16 protein-coding genes and 2 rRNA genes (1 of these 18 only partly in view) are annotated in these 18,204 nt (G+C 69.7%); 3 read left to right on the plus strand and 15 right to left on the minus strand.

The annotated features are described in order from the left end of the window. Positions 1-6 precede the first annotated feature (6 nt). From ACQP09_RS14300 to ACQP09_RS14320, 5 genes are all read right to left on the minus strand, one after another. Positions 7-1,677: a uroporphyrinogen-III synthase gene (locus tag ACQP09_RS14300; RefSeq protein WP_404069384.1), complete on the minus strand. Its 1,671-nt coding sequence runs from the start codon at positions 1,675-1,677 to the stop codon at positions 7-9. After that, the gene (gene hemC / locus ACQP09_RS14305) at positions 1,674-2,660 is read right to left on the minus strand and encodes a hydroxymethylbilane synthase (RefSeq protein WP_433399239.1); all 987 of its coding nucleotides are present in this window, start codon (positions 2,658-2,660) and stop codon (positions 1,674-1,676) included. Before hemC ends, ACQP09_RS14300 begins: the two co-directional genes overlap by 4 nt. Beyond that, positions 2,657-4,150, minus strand: coding sequence for a glutamyl-tRNA reductase (locus ACQP09_RS14310; RefSeq protein ID WP_433399242.1), 1,494 nt, complete (start codon positions 4,148-4,150; stop codon positions 2,657-2,659). The genes hemC and ACQP09_RS14310 overlap by 4 nt, the downstream gene beginning before the upstream one ends. Beyond that, entirely contained in the window at positions 4,147-4,914 is a 768-nt protein-coding gene (locus ACQP09_RS14315; protein WP_326705167.1) for a redox-sensing transcriptional repressor Rex, read from the minus strand. The genes ACQP09_RS14310 and ACQP09_RS14315 overlap by 4 nt, the downstream gene beginning before the upstream one ends. A gap of 257 nt (positions 4,915-5,171) precedes the next feature. Next, on the minus strand, positions 5,172-5,462 hold the full coding sequence (locus ACQP09_RS14320; RefSeq protein WP_433399245.1) for a glutaredoxin family protein: 291 nt from the start codon (positions 5,460-5,462) through the stop codon (positions 5,172-5,174). 136 nt (positions 5,463-5,598) lie between these two features. Here ACQP09_RS14320 and ACQP09_RS14325 point away from each other — a divergent pair, with 136 nt between their 5' ends. From ACQP09_RS14325 to ACQP09_RS14335, 3 genes are all read left to right on the plus strand, one after another. After that, positions 5,599-6,555 carry an HAD family hydrolase gene (locus tag ACQP09_RS14325; protein WP_433399248.1) on the plus strand — a complete coding sequence of 319 codons (957 nt, stop codon included), beginning with the start codon at positions 5,599-5,601 and terminating at the stop codon, positions 6,553-6,555. 311 nt (positions 6,556-6,866) lie between these two features. Beyond that, on the plus strand, positions 6,867-7,643 hold the full coding sequence (locus ACQP09_RS14330; RefSeq protein WP_404069396.1) for an ECF subfamily RNA polymerase sigma factor, BldN family: 777 nt from the start codon (positions 6,867-6,869) through the stop codon (positions 7,641-7,643). A gap of 227 nt (positions 7,644-7,870) precedes the next feature. After that, positions 7,871-9,100: a DUF5667 domain-containing protein gene (locus ACQP09_RS14335; protein ID WP_433399252.1), complete on the plus strand. Its 1,230-nt coding sequence runs from the start codon at positions 7,871-7,873 to the stop codon at positions 9,098-9,100. Positions 9,101-9,172: 72 nt separating this feature from the next. On the opposite strand, the gene ACQP09_RS14340 is transcribed toward ACQP09_RS14335, so the two are convergent. From ACQP09_RS14340 to ACQP09_RS14385, 10 genes are all read right to left on the minus strand, one after another. Next, positions 9,173-10,249 carry a lysophospholipid acyltransferase family protein gene (locus ACQP09_RS14340; RefSeq protein WP_433399255.1) on the minus strand — a complete coding sequence of 359 codons (1,077 nt, stop codon included), beginning with the start codon at positions 10,247-10,249 and terminating at the stop codon, positions 9,173-9,175. A 15-nt stretch (positions 10,250-10,264) separates the two neighbouring features. Beyond that, positions 10,265-11,353, minus strand: coding sequence for an NAD-dependent epimerase/dehydratase family protein (locus ACQP09_RS14345; RefSeq protein WP_433399258.1), 1,089 nt, complete (start codon positions 11,351-11,353; stop codon positions 10,265-10,267). 169 nt (positions 11,354-11,522) lie between these two features. Further along, complete coding sequence (locus tag ACQP09_RS14350; protein ID WP_003948845.1) at positions 11,523-11,621, minus strand: 30S ribosomal protein bS22; 99 nt, start codon at positions 11,619-11,621, stop codon at positions 11,523-11,525. A 140-nt stretch (positions 11,622-11,761) separates the two neighbouring features. Next, on the minus strand, positions 11,762-11,974 hold the full coding sequence (locus tag ACQP09_RS14355; RefSeq protein ID WP_015609302.1) for a helix-turn-helix domain-containing protein: 213 nt from the start codon (positions 11,972-11,974) through the stop codon (positions 11,762-11,764). Positions 11,975-12,103: 129 nt separating this feature from the next. Beyond that, complete coding sequence (locus tag ACQP09_RS14360) at positions 12,104-12,919, minus strand: phosphatase (RefSeq protein ID WP_433399262.1); 816 nt, start codon at positions 12,917-12,919, stop codon at positions 12,104-12,106. A gap of 104 nt (positions 12,920-13,023) precedes the next feature. Next, positions 13,024-14,196 carry an acetoin utilization protein AcuC gene (locus tag ACQP09_RS14365; RefSeq protein WP_433399265.1) on the minus strand — a complete coding sequence of 391 codons (1,173 nt, stop codon included), beginning with the start codon at positions 14,194-14,196 and terminating at the stop codon, positions 13,024-13,026. Further along, positions 14,165-15,400, minus strand: a complete 1,236-nt coding sequence (locus ACQP09_RS14370) for an MFS transporter (RefSeq protein WP_433399268.1) — start codon at positions 15,398-15,400, stop codon at positions 14,165-14,167. The genes ACQP09_RS14365 and ACQP09_RS14370 overlap by 32 nt, the downstream gene beginning before the upstream one ends. Positions 15,401-15,442: 42 nt before the next feature. Continuing rightward, entirely contained in the window at positions 15,443-16,087 is a 645-nt protein-coding gene (locus ACQP09_RS14375) for an HAD family hydrolase (protein ID WP_433399271.1), read from the minus strand. A 72-nt stretch (positions 16,088-16,159) separates the two neighbouring features. Further along, positions 16,160-16,276 (minus strand): 5S ribosomal RNA (gene rrf, locus ACQP09_RS14380). A gap of 80 nt (positions 16,277-16,356) precedes the next feature. Next, positions 16,357-18,204, minus strand: a 23S ribosomal RNA gene (locus tag ACQP09_RS14385) (it continues 1,277 nt past the right edge of the window).

Genomic DNA, 18,204 nt, shown 5'->3' on the forward strand with positions numbered 1-18,204 from the left:
ACCCTGCTACGTCGTCGTCCGGCGCCGACGCGCACCCGGGCGGCGCTCGCTCGGCCGGGTCACCGGGTCGCCGGCCTCCTTCGCCGCGTCCCGCCGCTGCGCACCGAAGGCGGCGAGCGCCTCGGCGAGCTTGTGCACGGACGGCTCCGGGGACAGGACGTCCACGCGCAGGCCGTGCTCCTCGGCGGTCTTCGCGGTGGCCGGGCCGATACACGCGATGACCGTGACGTTGTGCGGCTTGCCCGCGATGCCGACCAGGTTCCGGACGGTCGAGGACGAGGTGAACAGGACCGCGTCGAAGCCACCGCCCTTGATCGCCTCGCGGGTGTCGGCCGGCGGCGGCGAGGCGCGGACCGTGCGGTACGCGGTGACGTCGTCGACCTCCCAGCCCAGCTCGATCAGCCCGGCCACCAGCGTCTCGGTGGCGATGTCGGCGCGCGGCAGGAACACCCGGTCGATCGGGTCGAAGACCGGGTCGTACGGCGGCCAGTCCTCCAGCAGCCCGGCGGCGGACTGCTCACCGGAGGGCACCAGGTCCGGCTTCACACCGAAGTCGACCAGCGCGGCGGCGGTCTGCTCGCCGACGGCCGCGACCTTGATCCCTGCGAAGGCGCGGGCGTCGAGCCCGTACTCCTCGAACTTCTCCCGGACCGCCTTGACGGCGTTGACGCTGGTGAAGGCGATCCACTCGTAGCGGCCGGTGACCAGGCCCTTGACCGCGCGCTCCATCTGCTGGGGCGTACGCGGCGGCTCGACGGCGATCGTCGGGACCTCGTGCGGGACGGCACCGTACGAACGCAGCTGGTCGGAGAGCGACGCGGCCTGCTCCTTCGTGCGCGGGACGAGCACCTTCCAGCCGAACAGCGGCTTGGACTCGAACCACGCGAGCTGGTCGCGCTGGGCGGCGGCACTGCGCTCACCGACCACGGCTATGACCGGCCGGTGCCCCTCCGGCGAGGGGAGCACCTTGGCCTGCTTGAAGACCTGGGCGATGGTCCCGAGGGTCGCCGTCCAGGTGCGCTGGCGGGTGGTGGTGCCCGCGATCGTCACGGTGAGCGGGGTGTCGGGCTTGCGCCCGGCCGAGACCAGCTCGCCGGCGGCGGCCGCGACCGCGTCCAGCGTGGTGGAGACGACGGCGGTCGCGTCGCTCGCGCCGACCTCGCTCCAGCACCGGTCGGAGGCCGTACGGGCGTCGACGAAGCGCACGTCGGCGCCCTGCGCGTCGCGCAGCGGCACCCCGGCGTACGCGGGCACGCCGACGGCGGTCGCCACGCCCGGGACCACCTCGAAGGGCACCCCGGCGGCGGCGCAGGCGAGCATCTCCGCGCCCGCGTCGCCGTCCAGGCCCGGGTCGCCCGCCACAGCACGGACCACCCGCCTGCCGCCCTTCGCGGCCTCCATGACAAGATTGGCCGCATCCCTGAGAACGGGTACTCCGGCGGCGGTTGACGACACGTCAACAACCGTCAGCTCAGGCGTGCTTACGCCGGAGCGCGCATGGCCGCGAACGACGTCGAGAACGTCCGGTTCGGCGACCAGGACGTCGGCGCTCGCCAGCGCCTCGACGGCGCGGAGCGTCAGCAGTCCCGGGTCGCCGGGACCGGCGCCGAGGAAGGTGACCTGACCTCGTGGGGACAGGGCAGGAAAGTCGGATGCGGCGGGGCCGGTGGGGCTCAAAGTGCTCGCTCCCCCATAAGACCGGCCGCACCCTTGGCGAGCATCTCGGCCGCGAGTTCGCGACCGAGGGCCGCCGCGTCGTCGTGCGACGTGGGGACGGGACCGGTGGTGGACAGCTGTACCAGCGAGGAACCGTCGGTGGTACCGACGACTCCGCGCAGGCGCAGTTCGTTGACAGCCTGTCCGTCGACCAGGAGGTCGGCCAGCGCACCCACAGGTGCGGAGCAGCCGGCCTCCAGGGCGGCGAGCAGGGCACGTTCGGCGGTCACGGCGGCCCGGGTGTACGGGTCGTCGAGCTCGGCGAGCGCGGCGGCGAGGTCGGCGCTGGTCGCAGCGCACTCGATCGCCAGTGCTCCCTGGCCGGGAGCGGGCAGAACGGTGTCGACCGGCAGGAAGTCGGTGACCTCCGCGGTCCGGCCGAGGCGGCTGAGCCCGGCGGCGGCGAGGACCACCGCGTCGAGCTCGCCGTCCCGCACGAACCCGATCCGGGTGTCGACGTTGCCCCGGATGGGGACGGTCTCGATCCGCAGGCCGTGCGAGCGGGCGTACGCGTTCAGCTGCGCCATGCGGCGCGGCGAACCGGTGCCGATACGGGCGCCGTCGGGCAGCTGCTCGAAGGTCAGCCCGTCACGGGCCACCAGCGCGTCGCGCGGGTCCTCACGCTGCGGCACGGCCGCCAGCACCAGCTCGTCGGGCTGCGAGGTCGGCAGGTCCTTGAGCGAGTGGACCGCGAAGTCCACCTCGCCCCGCAGCAGCGCCTCGCGCAGGGCCGCGACGAAGACGCCGGTGCCGCCGATCTGCGCCAGGTGCTCGCGGGAGGTGTCGCCGTACGTGGTGATCTCGACGAGCTCGACGGCGCGCCCGGTCACCTCGCGGACCGCCTCGGCCACGAGGCCGGACTGGGCCATGGCGAGCTTGGAGCGCCGGGTGCCCAGCCGGAGCGGCGCGGGGTTGCCCGCGCCCGGCGATGAGTTGTCGGTCATGACCGCCCTCTATTCGGGTCGTTCAGGTCGGCCCGGGAGACGGCGGCCACCGTCTGCGGGTCGAGGTCGAAGAGTTCGCGCAGCGCGTCCGCGTACCCGGCGCCGCCGGGCTCGCTGGCCAGCTGTTTGACCCGCACGGTGGGCGCGTGCAGGAGTTTGTCGACGACGCGGCGCACGGTCTGGGTGATCTCGGCGCGCTGCTTCTCGTCCAGATCGGGGAGGCGGCCGTCCAGCCGGGCGATCTCGCCGGCCACCACGTCAGCGGCCATGGTGCGCAGGGCGACCACGGTCGGCGCGACATGGGCGGCGCGCTGGGCGGCGCCGAAGGCGGCCACCTCGTCGGCGACGATCGTGCGGACCTGGTCCACGTCGGCGGCCATCGGCGCGTCGGCGGAGGCGTCGGCGAGCGACTCGATGTCGACGAGGCGCACCCCGTCGATGCGGTGGGCGGCGCCGTCGATGTCGCGCGGCATGGCGAGGTCGAGCAGCGCGAGCTTCACCGGTCCGGTGGACTGCGCGGGCAGCGTGACGCGGCGCGGGGCCTCGGGCGCGGAGGCGGCGGAACCGTTCTCCACCCAGGCGGCGTGCTGGTCGACGTCGGCGGGGGCCGGGACGACCGTGACGGCGGGCGCCTCGGCCGGGGCGTCCAGGGTGACGCCGAGGGCGTCGGCCAGCGCGTCGGCGGTGAGGACGAGGCCGGTGGCGCCGGTGCAGGAGACGACGACGTCGGCACGTGTCAGTTCGTCGCCTACCGCGGACATCTCGACGGCGTGGGCGCGCACGGTGGTGTCGTCGCCCTGCTGGAGGATCTCCACCAGCCGCTCCGCGCGGGAGCGGGTCCGGTTGGCGACGATGATCTCGGCGACGCCGGTACGCGCCAGGGTGGCGGCGGCCAGCGAGGACATCGAGCCGGCACCGATCACCAGGGCGCGCTTGCCCTGGGCCCAGAGGCCCGGGTCGGCCCCGGCGGCGAGCTGCTGGAGGCCGAAGGAGACGAGCGACTGCCCGGCCCGGTCGATCCCGGTCTCGCTGTGGGCGCGCTTGCCGACCCGCAGGGCCTGCTGGAACAGGTCGTTGAGCAGCCGTCCGGCGGTGTGCAGCTCCTGGCCGCGCGCGAGCGCGTCCTTGATCTGGCCGAGGATCTGGCCCTCGCCGACGACCATCGAGTCCAGCCCGCAGGCCACCGAGAAGAGGTGGTGGACGGCCCGGTCCTCGTAGTGCACATAGAGATACGGAGTGAGCTCGTCCAGCCCGACGCCGCTGTGCTGGGCGAGCAGGGTGGAGAGCTCGGCGACGCCCGCGTGGAACTTGTCCACGTCCGCGTACAGCTCGATGCGGTTGCAGGTGGCCAGCACGGCGGCCTCGGTCGCGGGTTCCGCGGCGAGGGTGTCCTGGAGCAGCTTGGCCTGGGTGTCGGCAGCGAGGGAAGCCCGCTCCAGCACGGAGACGGGGGCGCTGCGGTGGCTCAGCCCGACGACGAGGAGGCTCATGCCGGCATCACGGCGGGCATGTCCCCGTCGGGTCCCTTCCGGCTCGCGGGCGTGGCACGCATCGGCGGCGCCTCGGGGTCCTCGCCGTCGGCGGACGCGTCCTCGCCGGCCTTGCGCTGCTCGTGGAAGGCCAGGATCTGCAGCTCGATGGAGAGGTCGACCTTCCGTACGTCGACGCCCTCGGGCACCGAGAGCACGGTCGGCGCGAAGTTCAGGATGGAGGTCACCCCGGCGGCCACGAGCCGGTCGCAGACCTGCTGGGCGGCGCCGGGCGGGGTGGTGATCACGCCGATGGACACACCGTTGTCGCTGATGATCCGGTCCAGGTCGTCCGTGTGCTGGACGGCGATCCCGGCCACCGGCGTACCGGCCATGGCGGGGTCGGCGTCGATCAGCGCCGCGACCCGGAAGCCGCGCGAGGCGAAGCCGCCGTAGTTGGCGAGGGCCGCGCCGAGGTTCCCGATGCCGACGATGGCGACCGGCCAGTCCTGGGTGAGGCCGAGTTCGCGGGAGATCTGGTAGACGAGGTACTCGACGTCGTACCCGACCCCGCGGGTGCCGTAGGACCCCAGGTAGCTGAAGTCCTTGCGCAGCTTCGCGGAGTTGACCCCGGCCGCGGTGGCCAGTTCCTCGGAGGAGACCGTGGGTACGGACCGCTCGGAGAGCGCCGTGAGGGCGCGCAGATACAGCGGAAGTCGGGCGACGGTGGCCTCGGGAATTCCTCGGCTACGGGTCGCCGGTCGGTGAGTTCGGCCAGTTGCCACGGTGCTCCTGCGGGATGAGCGGGGCTGCAGGCGGCCGTATGTCCCAAGACCGCCCCGTCGAATGCAGGCTATGTCTTTGTGAACGCGTGCACAAAGATAGTGTCCGTTTTGTCCGGTCAAAGTGACCGGGGTCACGCACATTGCCCGTGCGATCCCGGAACCGGGGACCGCATCAGCCCGTTGCAGCCTCGAAGGGGGCAAAGCGGTACACGCTCCTCATGTCTACGCCCCCGAGACCACTCAAAACGCCCATGATGTTAACCGAGTTTCACGTCCGCACCCAGCGCCTTGCGCAGTCTCGCCGGGTCCACCCGCCAGAACGTGTGCTGTTCGCCATCGATCAGCACCACCGGAATCTGCTCCCAGTACTCCTTGTACAGCCCCTCGTCCTCGGTGATGTCCTTCTCCACCCACGACGCACCGGTCTCCTCGCAGACCGCGCCCACCACCGCCCGGGCGTCCTCGCACAGATGGCACCCCGGCTTCCCGATCAGGGTGACCACCCGGTCGGCGGGCTTCTTCTTCGTACGACGCAGCAGCGGACTCATGCCTCTCATTCTGCGCCCGCTCGTACGGTCGGCGGACCGCCCGGAATCGCCCGATTAACGATTCGGCCCCGCAGAGTTCACGCCGCCGCATCCCGGCAGGTCGGGCACGTACCGGCGGACTGGCTATGCTCACCGCATGGCCGCTCTTGGATGGCTCACCCCCCGTAGGCGTTCCGCAACCGCACGGAGCGTCCTGGCAGGCGAGGCCGCGGCAGAGGCCGCACGCAAGACCTCGGTCGAGGACGAGTCCGCCCTCCTGACCGGAGCCCCCGGCCAGGCGTCCGACCAGGCACCCGAGGAGCCCGCGTTCCCGGTCGCCGGGGACGACCGCGCCGCCGCCTTCTTCGACCTCGACAACACCGTCATGCAGGGCGCCGCGATCTTCCACTTCGGCCGGGGCCTGTACAAGCGGAAGTTCTTCGAGCGCCGCGAGCTCACCCGGTTCGCCTGGCAGCAGGCCTGGTTCCGGCTGGCCGGCGTCGAGGACCCCGAGCACATGCAGGACGCCCGCGACAGCGCGCTCTCCATCGTCAAGGGCCACCGCGTCTCCGAGCTGATGTCCATCGGCGAGGAGATCTACGACGAGTACATGGCCGACCGCATCTGGCCCGGCACCCGCGCCCTGGCCCAGGCCCACCTGGACGCCGGGCAGCGCGTCTGGCTGGTCACCGCCGCCCCGGTGGAGACCGCCACCATCATCGCCCGCCGCCTCGGCCTGACCGGCGCGCTCGGCACCGTCGCCGAATCGGTGGACGGCGTCTACACCGGCCGCCTGGTGGGCGAGCCCCTGCACGGGCCCGCCAAGGCCGAAGCCGTACGCGCGCTGGCGGCGGCCGAGGGCCTGGACCTGGAGCGGTGCGCCGCCTACAGCGACTCGCACAACGACATCCCGATGCTCTCGCTGGTCGGCCACCCCTACGCGATCAACCCGGACACCAAGCTCCGCAAGCACGCCCGGTCCCTGGACTGGCGGCTGCGCGACTACCGCACCGGCCGCAAGGCGGCCAAGGTCGGCATCCCCGCCGCGGCCGGCGTCGGCGCACTGGCGGGCGGCACCGCCGCCGCGCTCGCCCTGCACCGCCGCCGCCGCTGACCGCGGCCCGCTGCCTGCTGCCCGCGCGCACCCTTCGTACCGCCCGATACCCGCTGTGCCCGTCAACCGGGCGCCCGAGCGGGAGAGTGACAGATCACGAAGCAATCTGATCAATAAGTGGTCACGATGCGCTGCTCAGTGCGTCACTTAGCGATACAAGAAACGACGTAATCGGTGATTTAGACAACTGGGTGTAGTGCCGCCTGCACGAAGCGTTATTCTCCTCAGACGCATCACGGAGACCGCCGCTCGCTACGACGAGTGACGTTTTTCGAACTGCTCGTGATGGAAGCTCTGCCTCTGGGAGTCCCGTGTACCCACACGTCGGGGTTGACGCCTCGGGCCTGGCTACGCTGCGTGCATCGGTCATTGACCGCCTGCGCGGCTTCGTCCCCACCGCGTACGCCGTCCCCGCCTTCGCCACCCCTGCACCCGTCGGCCCGTGCTACGCCATGGCCGAACGCAGTGCGGCGGTCGGAAGACGCAGCACCCGCGCCGCCTCGGCCACGTCGACCGTCCGCCGTCCCACGGCCGACAGCGACAGCGCGCGCATGATGGACCTCGTCGAGCGCGCACAGGCCGGCGAGGCCGACGCCTTCGGCCGCTTGTACGACCAGTACAGCGACACCGTGTACCGGTACATCTACTACCGCGTGGGCGGCAAGGCGACCGCGGAGGACCTCACCAGTGAGACCTTCCTCCGCGCGCTGCGCCGTATCTCCACGTTCACCTGGCAGGGCCGCGACTTCGGCGCCTGGCTGGTCACCATCGCCCGCAACCTGGTCGCCGACCACTTCAAATCCAGTCGGTTCCGGCTGGAAGTGACCACCGGCGAAATGCTCGACGCCAACGAGGTGGAGCGTTCCCCCGAGGACTCCGTCCTGGAGTCCCTCTCCAACGCCGCACTGCTCCAGGCCGTGCGCCGACTCAATCCACAGCAGCAGGAGTGCGTCACGCTGCGCTTCCTGCAAGGCCTCTCGGTCGCCGAGACGGCCCGGGTGATGGGAAAGAACGAGGGCGCGATCAAGACCCTGCAGTACCGCGCCGTCCGCACGCTCGCCCGACTCCTGCCGGACGACGCCCGCTGACCGGAACCGGTGTGATCGGCGCCGGAAAGTGACCGTCCCCTCACCCACTGGTCCGATCATCTTTCGTGCGTAACCCAAGTGCCGAGGCGCTCGTTGTGCCGGTTGCAGGCCCCCTGTCGTCACGCCCTGTCCGTCGCCACTCACTCCATCGAGTGGAAACGCTCAAGGTGGGCAACCTTCCGGACCGCCAGGGGAGTCGACCGTCATGACGAGAGGAGGTGCCGCCAGTGATCGCAAACGTTTCGGCACACCGGCGGGCGAACGCCTTCGCCCAGGCCCTGGAGGAGCAGACCCCCCAGGGTGCGGCGGCCGTACAGCCCGAGGAGCCGGCCGATCAGGCCGACCGCGGACCGCTGTTGGCCCTGGCGAACGGCCTCGGTGAGCTACCGAAGCCGCAGTTGGACCCCGAGGTCAAAGTGGTGCAGCGAGCCCAGCTCGTCGCCGCCATGGAGGCCATGTTCGCCGAGGGCGGCGCAGCGACGGGCCCTACGGTGCCCGTGCAACGGGGCAAGGGGGCCCACCGGGCCTCTCCACTGCGCAGACTGCGTCCCCGCTCCCGCTGGGCGAAGGGGCTCACCGCCGGTGGGCTCACCGTGGGTGTGGCAGCGGGCGCCTTCGGCGGAGTGGCCGCTGCCAGCTCCGACGCCCTGCCCGGTGACTCGCTGTACGGGCTGAAGCGCGGGATGGAGGACATCAGCCTCGGCATGGCCAAGGGCGACGCCGACCGCGGCGAGGCCTACCTCGACCAGGCCTCCACCCGCCTCAGCGAGGCCCGCAGACTCATGGAGCGCGGCCGCGCCGGTGAGCTGGACCACGAGTCCCTCGGCGCGGTCAGACGCGCGCTCAACGGCATGTCCCACGACGCCTCCGAGGGCCACCGCCTGCTCCACTCCGCCTACCAGCGCGACGGCTCCATCGGCCCCATCCAGACCCTGGACACCTTCTCCCGCTCGCACCGCGCCACCTGGAGCAGCCTCCGCGACCGGCTCCCCGTCCAGCTCACCGACATCCGCGACCAGGTCAGCTCCGTCTTCGCGGCCATGGAGGACGACGTCGCCCCGCTCCAGTCCCTCCTCCCCCGTCCCCCGGGCGGCAGCGAGGACACCGGACCCACGGGCACCACCACGCCGGAGACCGGATCCCCCCGGACCGACGGCCCCGCCCCCGCGCCCCCGGCCCCCTCCGAAGACCGCCCCGACTCCACCACCGCACCGAAGCCGTCGGACGCACCACGCTCCCCCGGCTCCTCCGGCGCCACCCCGGACGACGGCCTCCTCGACGGCGGTACGGACGGCCTGCTCGACGACCTCCCCACCGACGGGCTCACCCAGCCGACCCCGGAGGACCGCCCGAGCACCACACCCCGCCCCGCCCCGGACGTCACCCTCCCTCCGCTGCTCCCCGGGCTCCTCCCCGGCCTCGGGATCGACGGAGAGAACCTCAAGCCCAAGCCGTAGGACATACGGGCGTACGTGAGAGGGGGCCGGCACGCGATCCGCGTACCGGCCCCCTCTCACGTACCCAAGCCCTCAGAAGAAGACCGACCGCCGCTGCACCAGCAGCTTGTACAGCGTGTGCTGGATCTGCTCCCGCACCTGGTCCGTCAGGTTGAACATCAGCATCGGGTCATCGGCCGCCTCCGGCGGATAGCCGTCCGTCGGGATCGGCTCACCGAACTGGATCGTCCACTTCGTCGGCAGCGGCACCGCACCCAGCGGACCCAGCCACGGGAACGTCGGCGTGATCGGGAAGTACGGGAAGCCCAGCAGCCGCGCCAGCGTCTTCGCGTTGCCGATCATCGGGTAGATCTCCTCGGCCCCCACGATCGAGCACGGCACGATCGGGGTCCCCGCCCGCAGCGCCGTCGAGACGAACCCGCCCCGCCCGAACCGCTGCAGCTTGTACCGGTCGCCGAACGGCTTGCCGATCCCCTTGAACCCCTCCGGCATCACCCCGACGATCTCGCCCGTCTCCAGCAGCCGCTGCGCGTCCTCCGCACAGGCCAGCGTGTGCCCGGCCTTCCGCGCCAGCTCGTTGACGACCGGCAGCTGGAAGACCAGATCGGCGGCGAGCAGCCGCAGATGACGCTCGGCCGGGTGGTTGTCGTGCACCGCGACCTGGAGCATCAGCCCGTCCAGCGGCAGCGTCCCGGAGTGGTTGGCCACGATGAGCGCCCCGCCCTCCGACGGGATGTTCTCGATGCCCTTCACCTCGACCCGGAAGTACTTGTCCGCCAGCGGCCGCAGCGCCGACATCAGGACCTGGTCGGTGAGCTCCTTGTCGTAACCGAACTCGTCGACCTCGTAGTCGCCGGTGACCCGCCGCCGCAGGAACGCGAGCCCGCCCGCGATCCGCCGGTCCCAGCCACCACCGGCCTCACCCGCCTCGCCCATCGGAGACTCCGGGGCCTCCTGAGGCTCCTGAGCCCCCGCCGCGGCCTCCTCGGAAGGATCGGGCAACCGGCCGCCCGGCAGGGCGCTCACCGGCGCCGTGGAGCCGTCGCCCCGCCCGCCGCTGCCGCTCCCGGTCCGGCGCCGGGCCGGACGCGAACCGCCACCGGACCGCGAACGGTCGTCGTCGAACGGAATGACCTTGGCGTCCGCCATCGCAACCGCGCTCCTCTACCTGCCGCCGTGAGTCGTCTGTACCGCACCGGCCCCGCGCTCCCGCGGCCCGGCACCACCCGGCAGCGGCAGCTCCGCCAGCCGGTCCACCGCCCTGCCCACCGTCTCCGGCGGCAGCAGCCCCGGACCCAGACTCCGCGCGAACTCCGCGAAGGTCTCGGCCGTGGTGAACTCCGGCCGGAAACCGAGGGTCTCCCGCATCTGCACGGTCGAGACCACCCGGCCATGGGTCAGCAGCCGGATCTGCTCCGGCGAGAAGTCGGTCATACCGATCGTACGGAGCGCCGAGCCGACCCACGTGACGGCAGGCAGCAGAACGGGAACGGTCGGCTTCCCCAGCCGCCGCGAACACTGCGAGAGCAACAGCACCCCGTCCCCGGCGATGTTGAAGGTCCCGCTGTTCAGCGTTCCGCGCCGGGGCTCGCGCGCCGCGACCTGGAGGACGTCGACCACATCGTCCTCGTGCACGAACTGGAGCCTCGGGTCGTAGCCGAAGACCGTCGGCAGGACCGGCAGCGACAGATAGTCCGCCAGCGGCGAGTCCGGCCGCGGCCCCAGGATGTTGGCGAACCGCAGCACGCACACCGCGACGTCCGGGCGACGCCGGGCGAAGCCGCGTACGTACCCCTCGACCTCCACCGCGTCCTTCGCGAACCCGCCGCTCGGCAGCGACTTGGGCGGCGTGGTCTCGGTGAACACCGCCGGATCACGGGACGCCGACCCGTACACGCTCGTGCTCGACTTCACCACGAGCCGCTGCACGGTCGGCGACTTCTGGCAGGCGCCGAGCAGCTGCATGGTGCCGATGACGTTGGTCTCCTTGATCGCCGTCCGGCCGGCGGTGCCGAGCGCCTTGCCGGAGACGTCCAGGTGCACGACCGTGTCGACGGCGTGCTCGGCGAGGATCCGCGCCAGCGCGGACTGCCGGATGTCCGCCCGGACGAACTCGGCCTCGCCCAGCGGATGCGCGGGCGTGACCGCGTCCACGGCGATCACCCGGTCCACCCCGGGATCGCGCTGGACGCGCCGGACGAAGCGGCCCCCCAGCTGCCGGGCCACTCCTGTGACGAGGACGACCTTCCCCAAGACAGCGCCTTCCGTCGGCAGGGGAAGCCGAACCCTGCTTCCCTGTTCCCCTGCTTCCCGCGGTAACTTCCCTGGCCGTCACCGTAGCGGTTGAACGGTTGCCGTGTAACGCACCGCAGCCCTCCCGCCGGAACGGCGGGAGGGCTGCGGATCTCACGAACTGCGTTCGCTACTTCTTGTTGCGACGCTGAACGCGCGTGCGCTTGAGCAGCTTGCGGTGCTTCTTCTTGGCCATCCGCTTGCGCCGCTTCTTGATAACAGAGCCCACGACTACCCTCGCTCACTTCTTCTTCACTGGTGCGGGGCGTCTGGGCCCACACGACCTACGTCGGCCTAGCCTACCCGCCACCGCGTGAGGGACGTAATCCGAGGGCAAACCCCAGGCTTCCGAGGCCTCGTCTCAAGGCCTCAGGCTGATTCCACCCCCACAAAGGACTCGCGGAGATACGCGTGAACCGCTTGCTCCGGCACCCGGAAGGACCTTCCCACCCGGATCGCCGGCAGATGACCGCTGTGCACCAAGCGGTACACGGTCATCTTCGACACTCGCATGACCGAGGCGACTTCCGCCACGGTCAGAAACCTGACCTCGTTGAGAGGCCTTTCGTTGTCAGCAGCCATGACCCACCTGTACCTTCCGCACCGGACGCGCACCGGCTTCCCCTCCGGTGACTCTTCGTCGCTGTGCGCTCACTCCCCAGGTTAGGGGCGGGTGGTGCGAGTGGGGAAGAGGAGGGACGACCAGGCCACTTACGAGGGCAGGCCCGCCCGGTGGAGCACATAGCGCGTCAGCGGCCGGTAGTAGTGCGAGCGGACCCCGTCGTCGAGCGGCACGGCGACCGAAACCCGCCCCTCGGCCTCGCCGACGAAGAGCGCGGGATCGTCCGTATCCGCCGGCCCGATCGCCTCGATACCGAGCTGACCTGCGCCGCAGACCCACCCGTGATCCCCGATCACCAGCTCCGGAAGCACCCCGTACCGCTCGGCCGCGTCCTGGAGCGCCACCCGGACCGGCAGCGGCGAATGCGTGTGTGCGCCGGTTTCACCACCCGAGGGCCGCCCCCCGGGCTCGCGGACCAGCGCGACCCCCCGTACGTAGTCGAGACGGTACGTACGTACGCCGAACCGGGTCGTTATGTCGATACATCTCCCCTGCGCCGGGGTGAGGACAGGGCATCCCGCCGCCGACAAGGCGTCTGCCAGTCCGGCGTAGAAACCCAGCAGCCGGTGCGGATGCCCGGTCCCCAGCAGCACCGGAGCCCGCAGCGACGCCACCCGCCCCAGCCGCTCCGCGAACGCGTCCAGCGCCGCCACCGTCCGCTCCGGATCGATCGCGTCCGGACCCGACACATGCGCGGGATCGGCCGAGACCCCGCACCGCTCCGCCATCAGCCGCAGCACCTCCGGCTCACCCCAGGCCCGCTCGGGCGTCAGCCCCAGCATCACCCGCGGATCGCGCGCGGCGAACAGCCGGTAGCTGCGCAGACTGTTCTCGCGCGACGTGGCAACGGGCCCGGCCAGCCGGGCCGCCAGCAGATGGGCGCGCAACGCCCCGGTGCTCAACACCCTCGGGATGCTGCCGCATCCCCCGGCCCGGGCGGGCCGAATTCCCGGTACGCCCCACCGTTGGCGTAACCGCACGGCACAATGCCCATCCGGTACGCCACGGATCAGGCGAGCAGCCCCCGCAACGGGAACGCCGCCTTACGGGTCGCGAGGACGGCCTGGTCCAGCCGGTCCGCCGGGTCGTACCCGTCCTCCCAGGACGGCCAGGACGGCGTACGCCCGTCGGTCATCCGGCCGGGCCCCAACTGCCGCGTACGGGCGTAGACAAGATCCCGCCACGACGGCGGCACCACCGACTCCGGATCGACGGGAGCATGGGCGGCGATCCCGACCAGATGCGTCCACGACCGCGGTACGACATCCACCACCGCGTACCCGCCCCCGCCGAGCGCCACCCACCGCCCGCCCTCGGCGTACTGGTGGGCCAGCTCGTGACAGGACTCCATCACCGCCCGCTGCGCGTCCAGCGAGACCGCGAGGTGCGCCAGCGGGTCCTCGAAGTGCGTGTCGGCCCCGTGCTGCGTGACGAGCACCTGGGGCCGGAAATCGGCCAGCAGCTCGGGCACGACGGCGTGGAAGGCCCGCAGCCACCCGGCGTCCCCGGTCCCGGCCGGCAGCGCCAGATTCACGGCAGAGCCCTCGCCGGCCCCGGCCCCGGTCTCCTCCGGCCACCCGGTCTGCGGGAACAGGGTCCTCGGGTGCTCGTGCAAGGAGATCGTCAGGACGCGCGGGTCCTCCCAGAACGCGGCCTGGACGCCGTCGCCGTGGTGGACGTCCACATCGACGTACGCGACCCGCTCGGCGCCGAGCTCCAGCAGCCGGGCGATGGCGAGCGCCGGATCGTTGTAGATGCAGAACCCGGCGGCCGCGCCCGGCATGGCGTGGTGCAGCCCCCCGGTGAAGTTCACCGCGTGCGCGGTCTCGCCGCGCCACACGGCCTCGGCGGCCCCGACGGAAAGACCGGCGATCAGCGCGGACGCCTCGTGCATCCCCGCGAACGCCGGATCGTCCACCGTACCCAGCCCGTACTCCTGGTCGGCGGCCCGCGGATTCGCCGAGGCGGCCCGTACGGCGGACACGTAGTCCTGCCGGTGCACGAGCCGCAGCGTCGAGTCCCCGACCGGCTTCGCCGACCGCAGGTCCACCGCCTCATCGAGCCCGAACGCCCGCACCAGCCCCATCGTCAGGGCGAGACGGACCGGGTCCATGGGGTGGCTCTCCCCGAAGTCGTATCCCGTAACTGCGTCATCCCACATCAGCTGTGCGCGGCCGCTCATGCCCGCCACCGTATCGGGCGGGGCTCGGAGCGAACGAGCGGGCATACACCAGCGTCGCCAGCACCAGAACCATCGGTACGAGCATGGCGCCCCGGTAGCTCCACGCATCGCCCAGAACCCCGACGAGCGGCGAACCCACCAGGAACCCGACATAGTTGAAGATATTGAGCCGGGCCACGGCTCCATCACTGTTCCCCGGGAACATCCGCCCGGCCGCCGCGAAGGTCTGCGGCACGATCACACAGAGCCCGAGCCCGAGCATGGTGAAACCGGCCATCCCCACCCAGGCCCCCGGCGCCCCGGCCACCACCGCGAACCCGCCGGCCGCCAGCAGACTTCCACCCCGCACCACGGCGACCGCCCCGAACCGCCGCACCCCGAGGTCGCCGACGGCCCGCCCCAGCAACGTCGTCACCATGTAGACGTTGTACGGAAGCGTCGACATCTGCTCCGAGCTGCCGAGCACGTCCTGGAGGTACTTGGCACTCCAGTTGGAGACGGTCGAGTCACCGATGTAGGCGAAACACATCACCAGGCAGAGCGGCAGCAGCAGCTTGAACGAGAGGCCCCCACCGGAAGCCTTCGGGCCTTCGTCACCGGCTCCCTCCGGACTCCGCCCCTCCGTGTACCACCGGCTGCCGAGGAGCGCGGCAGGCAACAGAACGGCCACCACAGGGAGGTAGGACACGAACAGCGACAGATCCCACCGCGCCCCGACCCACGCCAGCGAGGCCCCGGCGATCCCGCCGAGGCTGTACGCGGCGTGGAAGCCGAGCATGATGGAGCGCCCGTACGCCCGCTGGAGGCTGACGCCCATCATGTTCATCGAGGCGTCCAGCGCCCCGACCGCCAGTCCGAAGACCCCGAGCGCCACCGCGATGTGCCAGAGCTGACGGCCGGCCCCCACGCCGAGCAGGGAGAGCAGCACGAGGGGCTGGGCCCACCGCAGGACGACCCCGGGCCGCACTCGCGCGACGACTTTCTCGGTGAGTACGCTGCCGACGCCCGCCAGGATGGGGACGGCGGCCAGGAAGAGGGGCAGCAGCCCGTCGGATATCCCGTACTGGTCCTGGAGGGCGGGGATACGCGTCACGAGGAGCGCGAACGCCACCCCCTGGACACCGAAGCTCAACGCCAGTGAGACCCTGCCGTGCCGCAAGCCCGGATCGACCGCGCCCGGACGTGTCATGCCCGCGTCTGTCATGGCCGCGAGCGTAGGCCCACGGTCTACCCATGGGTAGATGGATCAGGCGAGCAGTTCCGGGAGTTGGGCCATGTCCGAGAAGTACCCGGTCACTCCGGTCAGTCGGTCGGCGGGCATCATCGACGTGAACCCGTACACGTCCATCCCGGCGGCCCGGGCGGCTTCGACGCCGAGCGGGCTGTCCTCGATGACGACGCACCGCTCCGGCGCGACGCCCATCCGCTCGGCGGCGCGCAGGAACAGGTCCGGCGCCGGCTTGCCCCGCCCGACGTCCTCCGAGCTGAAGATCCACTCCTCCTCGAACCACTGGTCGATGCCGGTCTTGCGGTGCCCGACGCGGATCTTCTCGTGGCTCCCGGACGAGGCGACGCAGTAGTCGACCCCGTCGGCGACCAGCTTGCCGAGCAGCTCCTCGACCCCGTCCACCGCCACCAGCTCCTGCTCGAAAGCAGCAAAGGTGCGGGCGTGGAGGGTGGTCTCGAAGTCCGCGGGAAGCTTCTCACCGCCCCGCTCCTCGACGAGGTCGTGCACCCGGTGCACGGCGGCCCCCATGTAGTCGCGGAGCGACTCCTCGTACGAGGTGGGGTGACCGAGTTCGGTGAGGTAGCCGGCGAGGATGGTGTTGGAGATCGGCTCACTGTCGACGAGCACACCATCGTTGTCGAAGATGACCAGTTCGTAGCGCATGGTCCGACCCTAGACGCTCAGAACGCAGAAAAGCCCCGCACCACAAGGGTGCGGGGCTTTCCCACAATAATTGTTCGGCGGCGTCCTACTCTCCCACAGGGTCCCCCCTGCAGTACCATCGGCGCTGAAAGGCTTAGCTTCCGGGTTCGGAATGTAACCGGGCGTTTCCCTAACGCAATGACCACCGAAACACTATGAAAATTTGAACAAAACCGGTGTTGACACGGCTGTTCGTTATTTCAGAACTAACACAGTGGACGCGAGCAACTGAGGACAAGCCCTCGGCCTATTAGTACCAGTCAGCTCCACCCCTTACAGGGCTTCCACATCTGGCCTATCAACCCAGTCGTCTACTGGGAGCCTTAACCCCTCAAGAGGGTGGGAATACTCATCTCGAAGCAGGCTTCCCGCTTAGATGCTTTCAGCGGTTATCCTTTCCGAACGTAGCCAACCAGCCATGCCCTTGGCAGGACAACTGGCACACCAGAGGTTCGTCCGTCCCGGTCCTCTCGTACTAGGGACAGCCCTTCTCAATATTCCTACGCGCACAGCGGATAGGGACCGAACTGTCTCACGACGTTCTAAACCCAGCTCGCGTACCGCTTTAATGGGCGAACAGCCCAACCCTTGGGACCGACTCCAGCCCCAGGATGCGACGAGCCGACATCGAGGTGCCAAACCATCCCGTCGATATGGACTCTTGGGGAAGATCAGCCTGTTATCCCCGGGGTACCTTTTATCCGTTGAGCGACAGCGCTTCCACAAGCCACTGCCGGATCACTAGTCCCGACTTTCGTCCCTGCTCGACCCGTCGGTCTCACAGTCAAGCTCCCTTGTGCACTTACACTCAACACCTGATTGCCAACCAGGCTGAGGGAACCTTTGGGCGCCTCCGTTACTCTTTAGGAGGCAACCGCCCCAGTTAAACTACCCATCAGACACTGTCCCTGATCCGGATCACGGACCCAGGTTAGACATCCAGCACGACCAGAGTGGTATTTCAACGACGACTCCACAACCACTGGCGTGGCCGCTTCACAGTCTCCCACCTATCCTACACAAGCCGAACCGAACACCAATATCAAACTATAGTAAAGGTCCCGGGGTCTTTCCGTCCTGCTGCGCGAAACGAGCATCTTTACTCGTAGTGCAATTTCACCGGGCCTATGGTTGAGACAGTCGAGAAGTCGTTACGCCATTCGTGCAGGTCGGAACTTACCCGACAAGGAATTTCGCTACCTTAGGATGGTTATAGTTACCACCGCCGTTTACTGGCGCTTAAGTTCTCAGCTTCGCACACCCGAAAGTGCACTAACCGGTCCCCTTAACGTTCCAGCACCGGGCAGGCGTCAGTCCGTATACATCGCCTTACGGCTTCGCACGGACCTGTGTTTTTAGTAAACAGTCGCTTCTCGCTGGTCTCTGCGGCCACCCCCAGCTCACCGAGTAAATCGGATCACCAGGAATGGCCCCCCTTCTCCCGAAGTTACGGGGGCATTTTGCCGAGTTCCTTAACCATAGTTCACCCGAACGCCTCGGTATTCTCTACCTGACCACCTGAGTCGGTTTAGGGTACGGGCCGCCATGAAACTCGCTAGAGGCTTTTCTCGACAGCATAGGATCATCCACTTCACCACAATCGGCTCGGCATCAGGTCTCAGACTTCATGCACGACGGATTTACCTACCGTGCGTCCTACACCCTTACCCCGGGACAACCACCGCCCGGGCTGGACTACCTTCCTGCGTCACCCCATCGCTTACCTACTACAAGTCTGGTTCATCGGCTCCACCACTACCCTCAACTCCGAAGAGATCGGGCCGGCTTCACGGACTTAGCATCGCCTGATTCAGTACTGGGCGTTTCAAAGCGGGTACCGGAATATCAACCGGTTGTCCATCGACTACGCCTGTCGGCCTCGCCTTAGGTCCCGACTTACCCTGGGCAGATCAGCTTGACCCAGGAACCCTTAGTCAATCGGCGCACACGTTTCTCACGTGTGTATCGCTACTCATGCCTGCATTCTCACTCGTGAACCGTCCACAACTCGCTTCCGCGGCTGCTTCACCCGGCACACGACGCTCCCCTACCCATCCACACAGGCGTTGGCCCTATGT

Source organism: Streptomyces sp. CA-146814 (assembly GCF_050942385.1).
Classification (GTDB): Bacteria; Actinomycetota; Actinomycetes; order Streptomycetales; family Streptomycetaceae; genus Streptomyces.

What these genes read in the sequence shown, in the direction of transcription:
- hemC (WP_433399239.1), bottom strand. Translation starts at nt 2,660, where the DNA reads ATGACCGACAACTCATCGCCGGGCGCGGGCAACCCCGCGCCGCTCCGG.
- ACQP09_RS14310 (WP_433399242.1), bottom strand. Translation starts at nt 4,150, where the DNA reads ATGAGCCTCCTCGTCGTCGGGCTGAGCCACCGCAGCGCCCCCGTCTCC.
- ACQP09_RS14320 (WP_433399245.1), bottom strand. Translation starts at nt 5,462, where the DNA reads ATGAGTCCGCTGCTGCGTCGTACGAAGAAGAAGCCCGCCGACCGGGTG.
- ACQP09_RS14325 (WP_433399248.1), top strand. Translation starts at nt 5,599, where the DNA reads ATGGCCGCTCTTGGATGGCTCACCCCCCGTAGGCGTTCCGCAACCGCA.
- ACQP09_RS14340 (WP_433399255.1), bottom strand. Translation starts at nt 10,249, where the DNA reads ATGGCGGACGCCAAGGTCATTCCGTTCGACGACGACCGTTCGCGGTCC.
- ACQP09_RS14355 (WP_015609302.1), bottom strand. Translation starts at nt 11,974, where the DNA reads ATGGCTGCTGACAACGAAAGGCCTCTCAACGAGGTCAGGTTTCTGACC.
- ACQP09_RS14365 (WP_433399265.1), bottom strand. Translation starts at nt 14,196, where the DNA reads ATGAGCGGCCGCGCACAGCTGATGTGGGATGACGCAGTTACGGGATAC.
- ACQP09_RS14370 (WP_433399268.1), bottom strand. Translation starts at nt 15,400, where the DNA reads ATGACAGACGCGGGCATGACACGTCCGGGCGCGGTCGATCCGGGCTTG.
- ACQP09_RS14375 (WP_433399271.1), bottom strand. Translation starts at nt 16,087, where the DNA reads ATGCGCTACGAACTGGTCATCTTCGACAACGATGGTGTGCTCGTCGAC.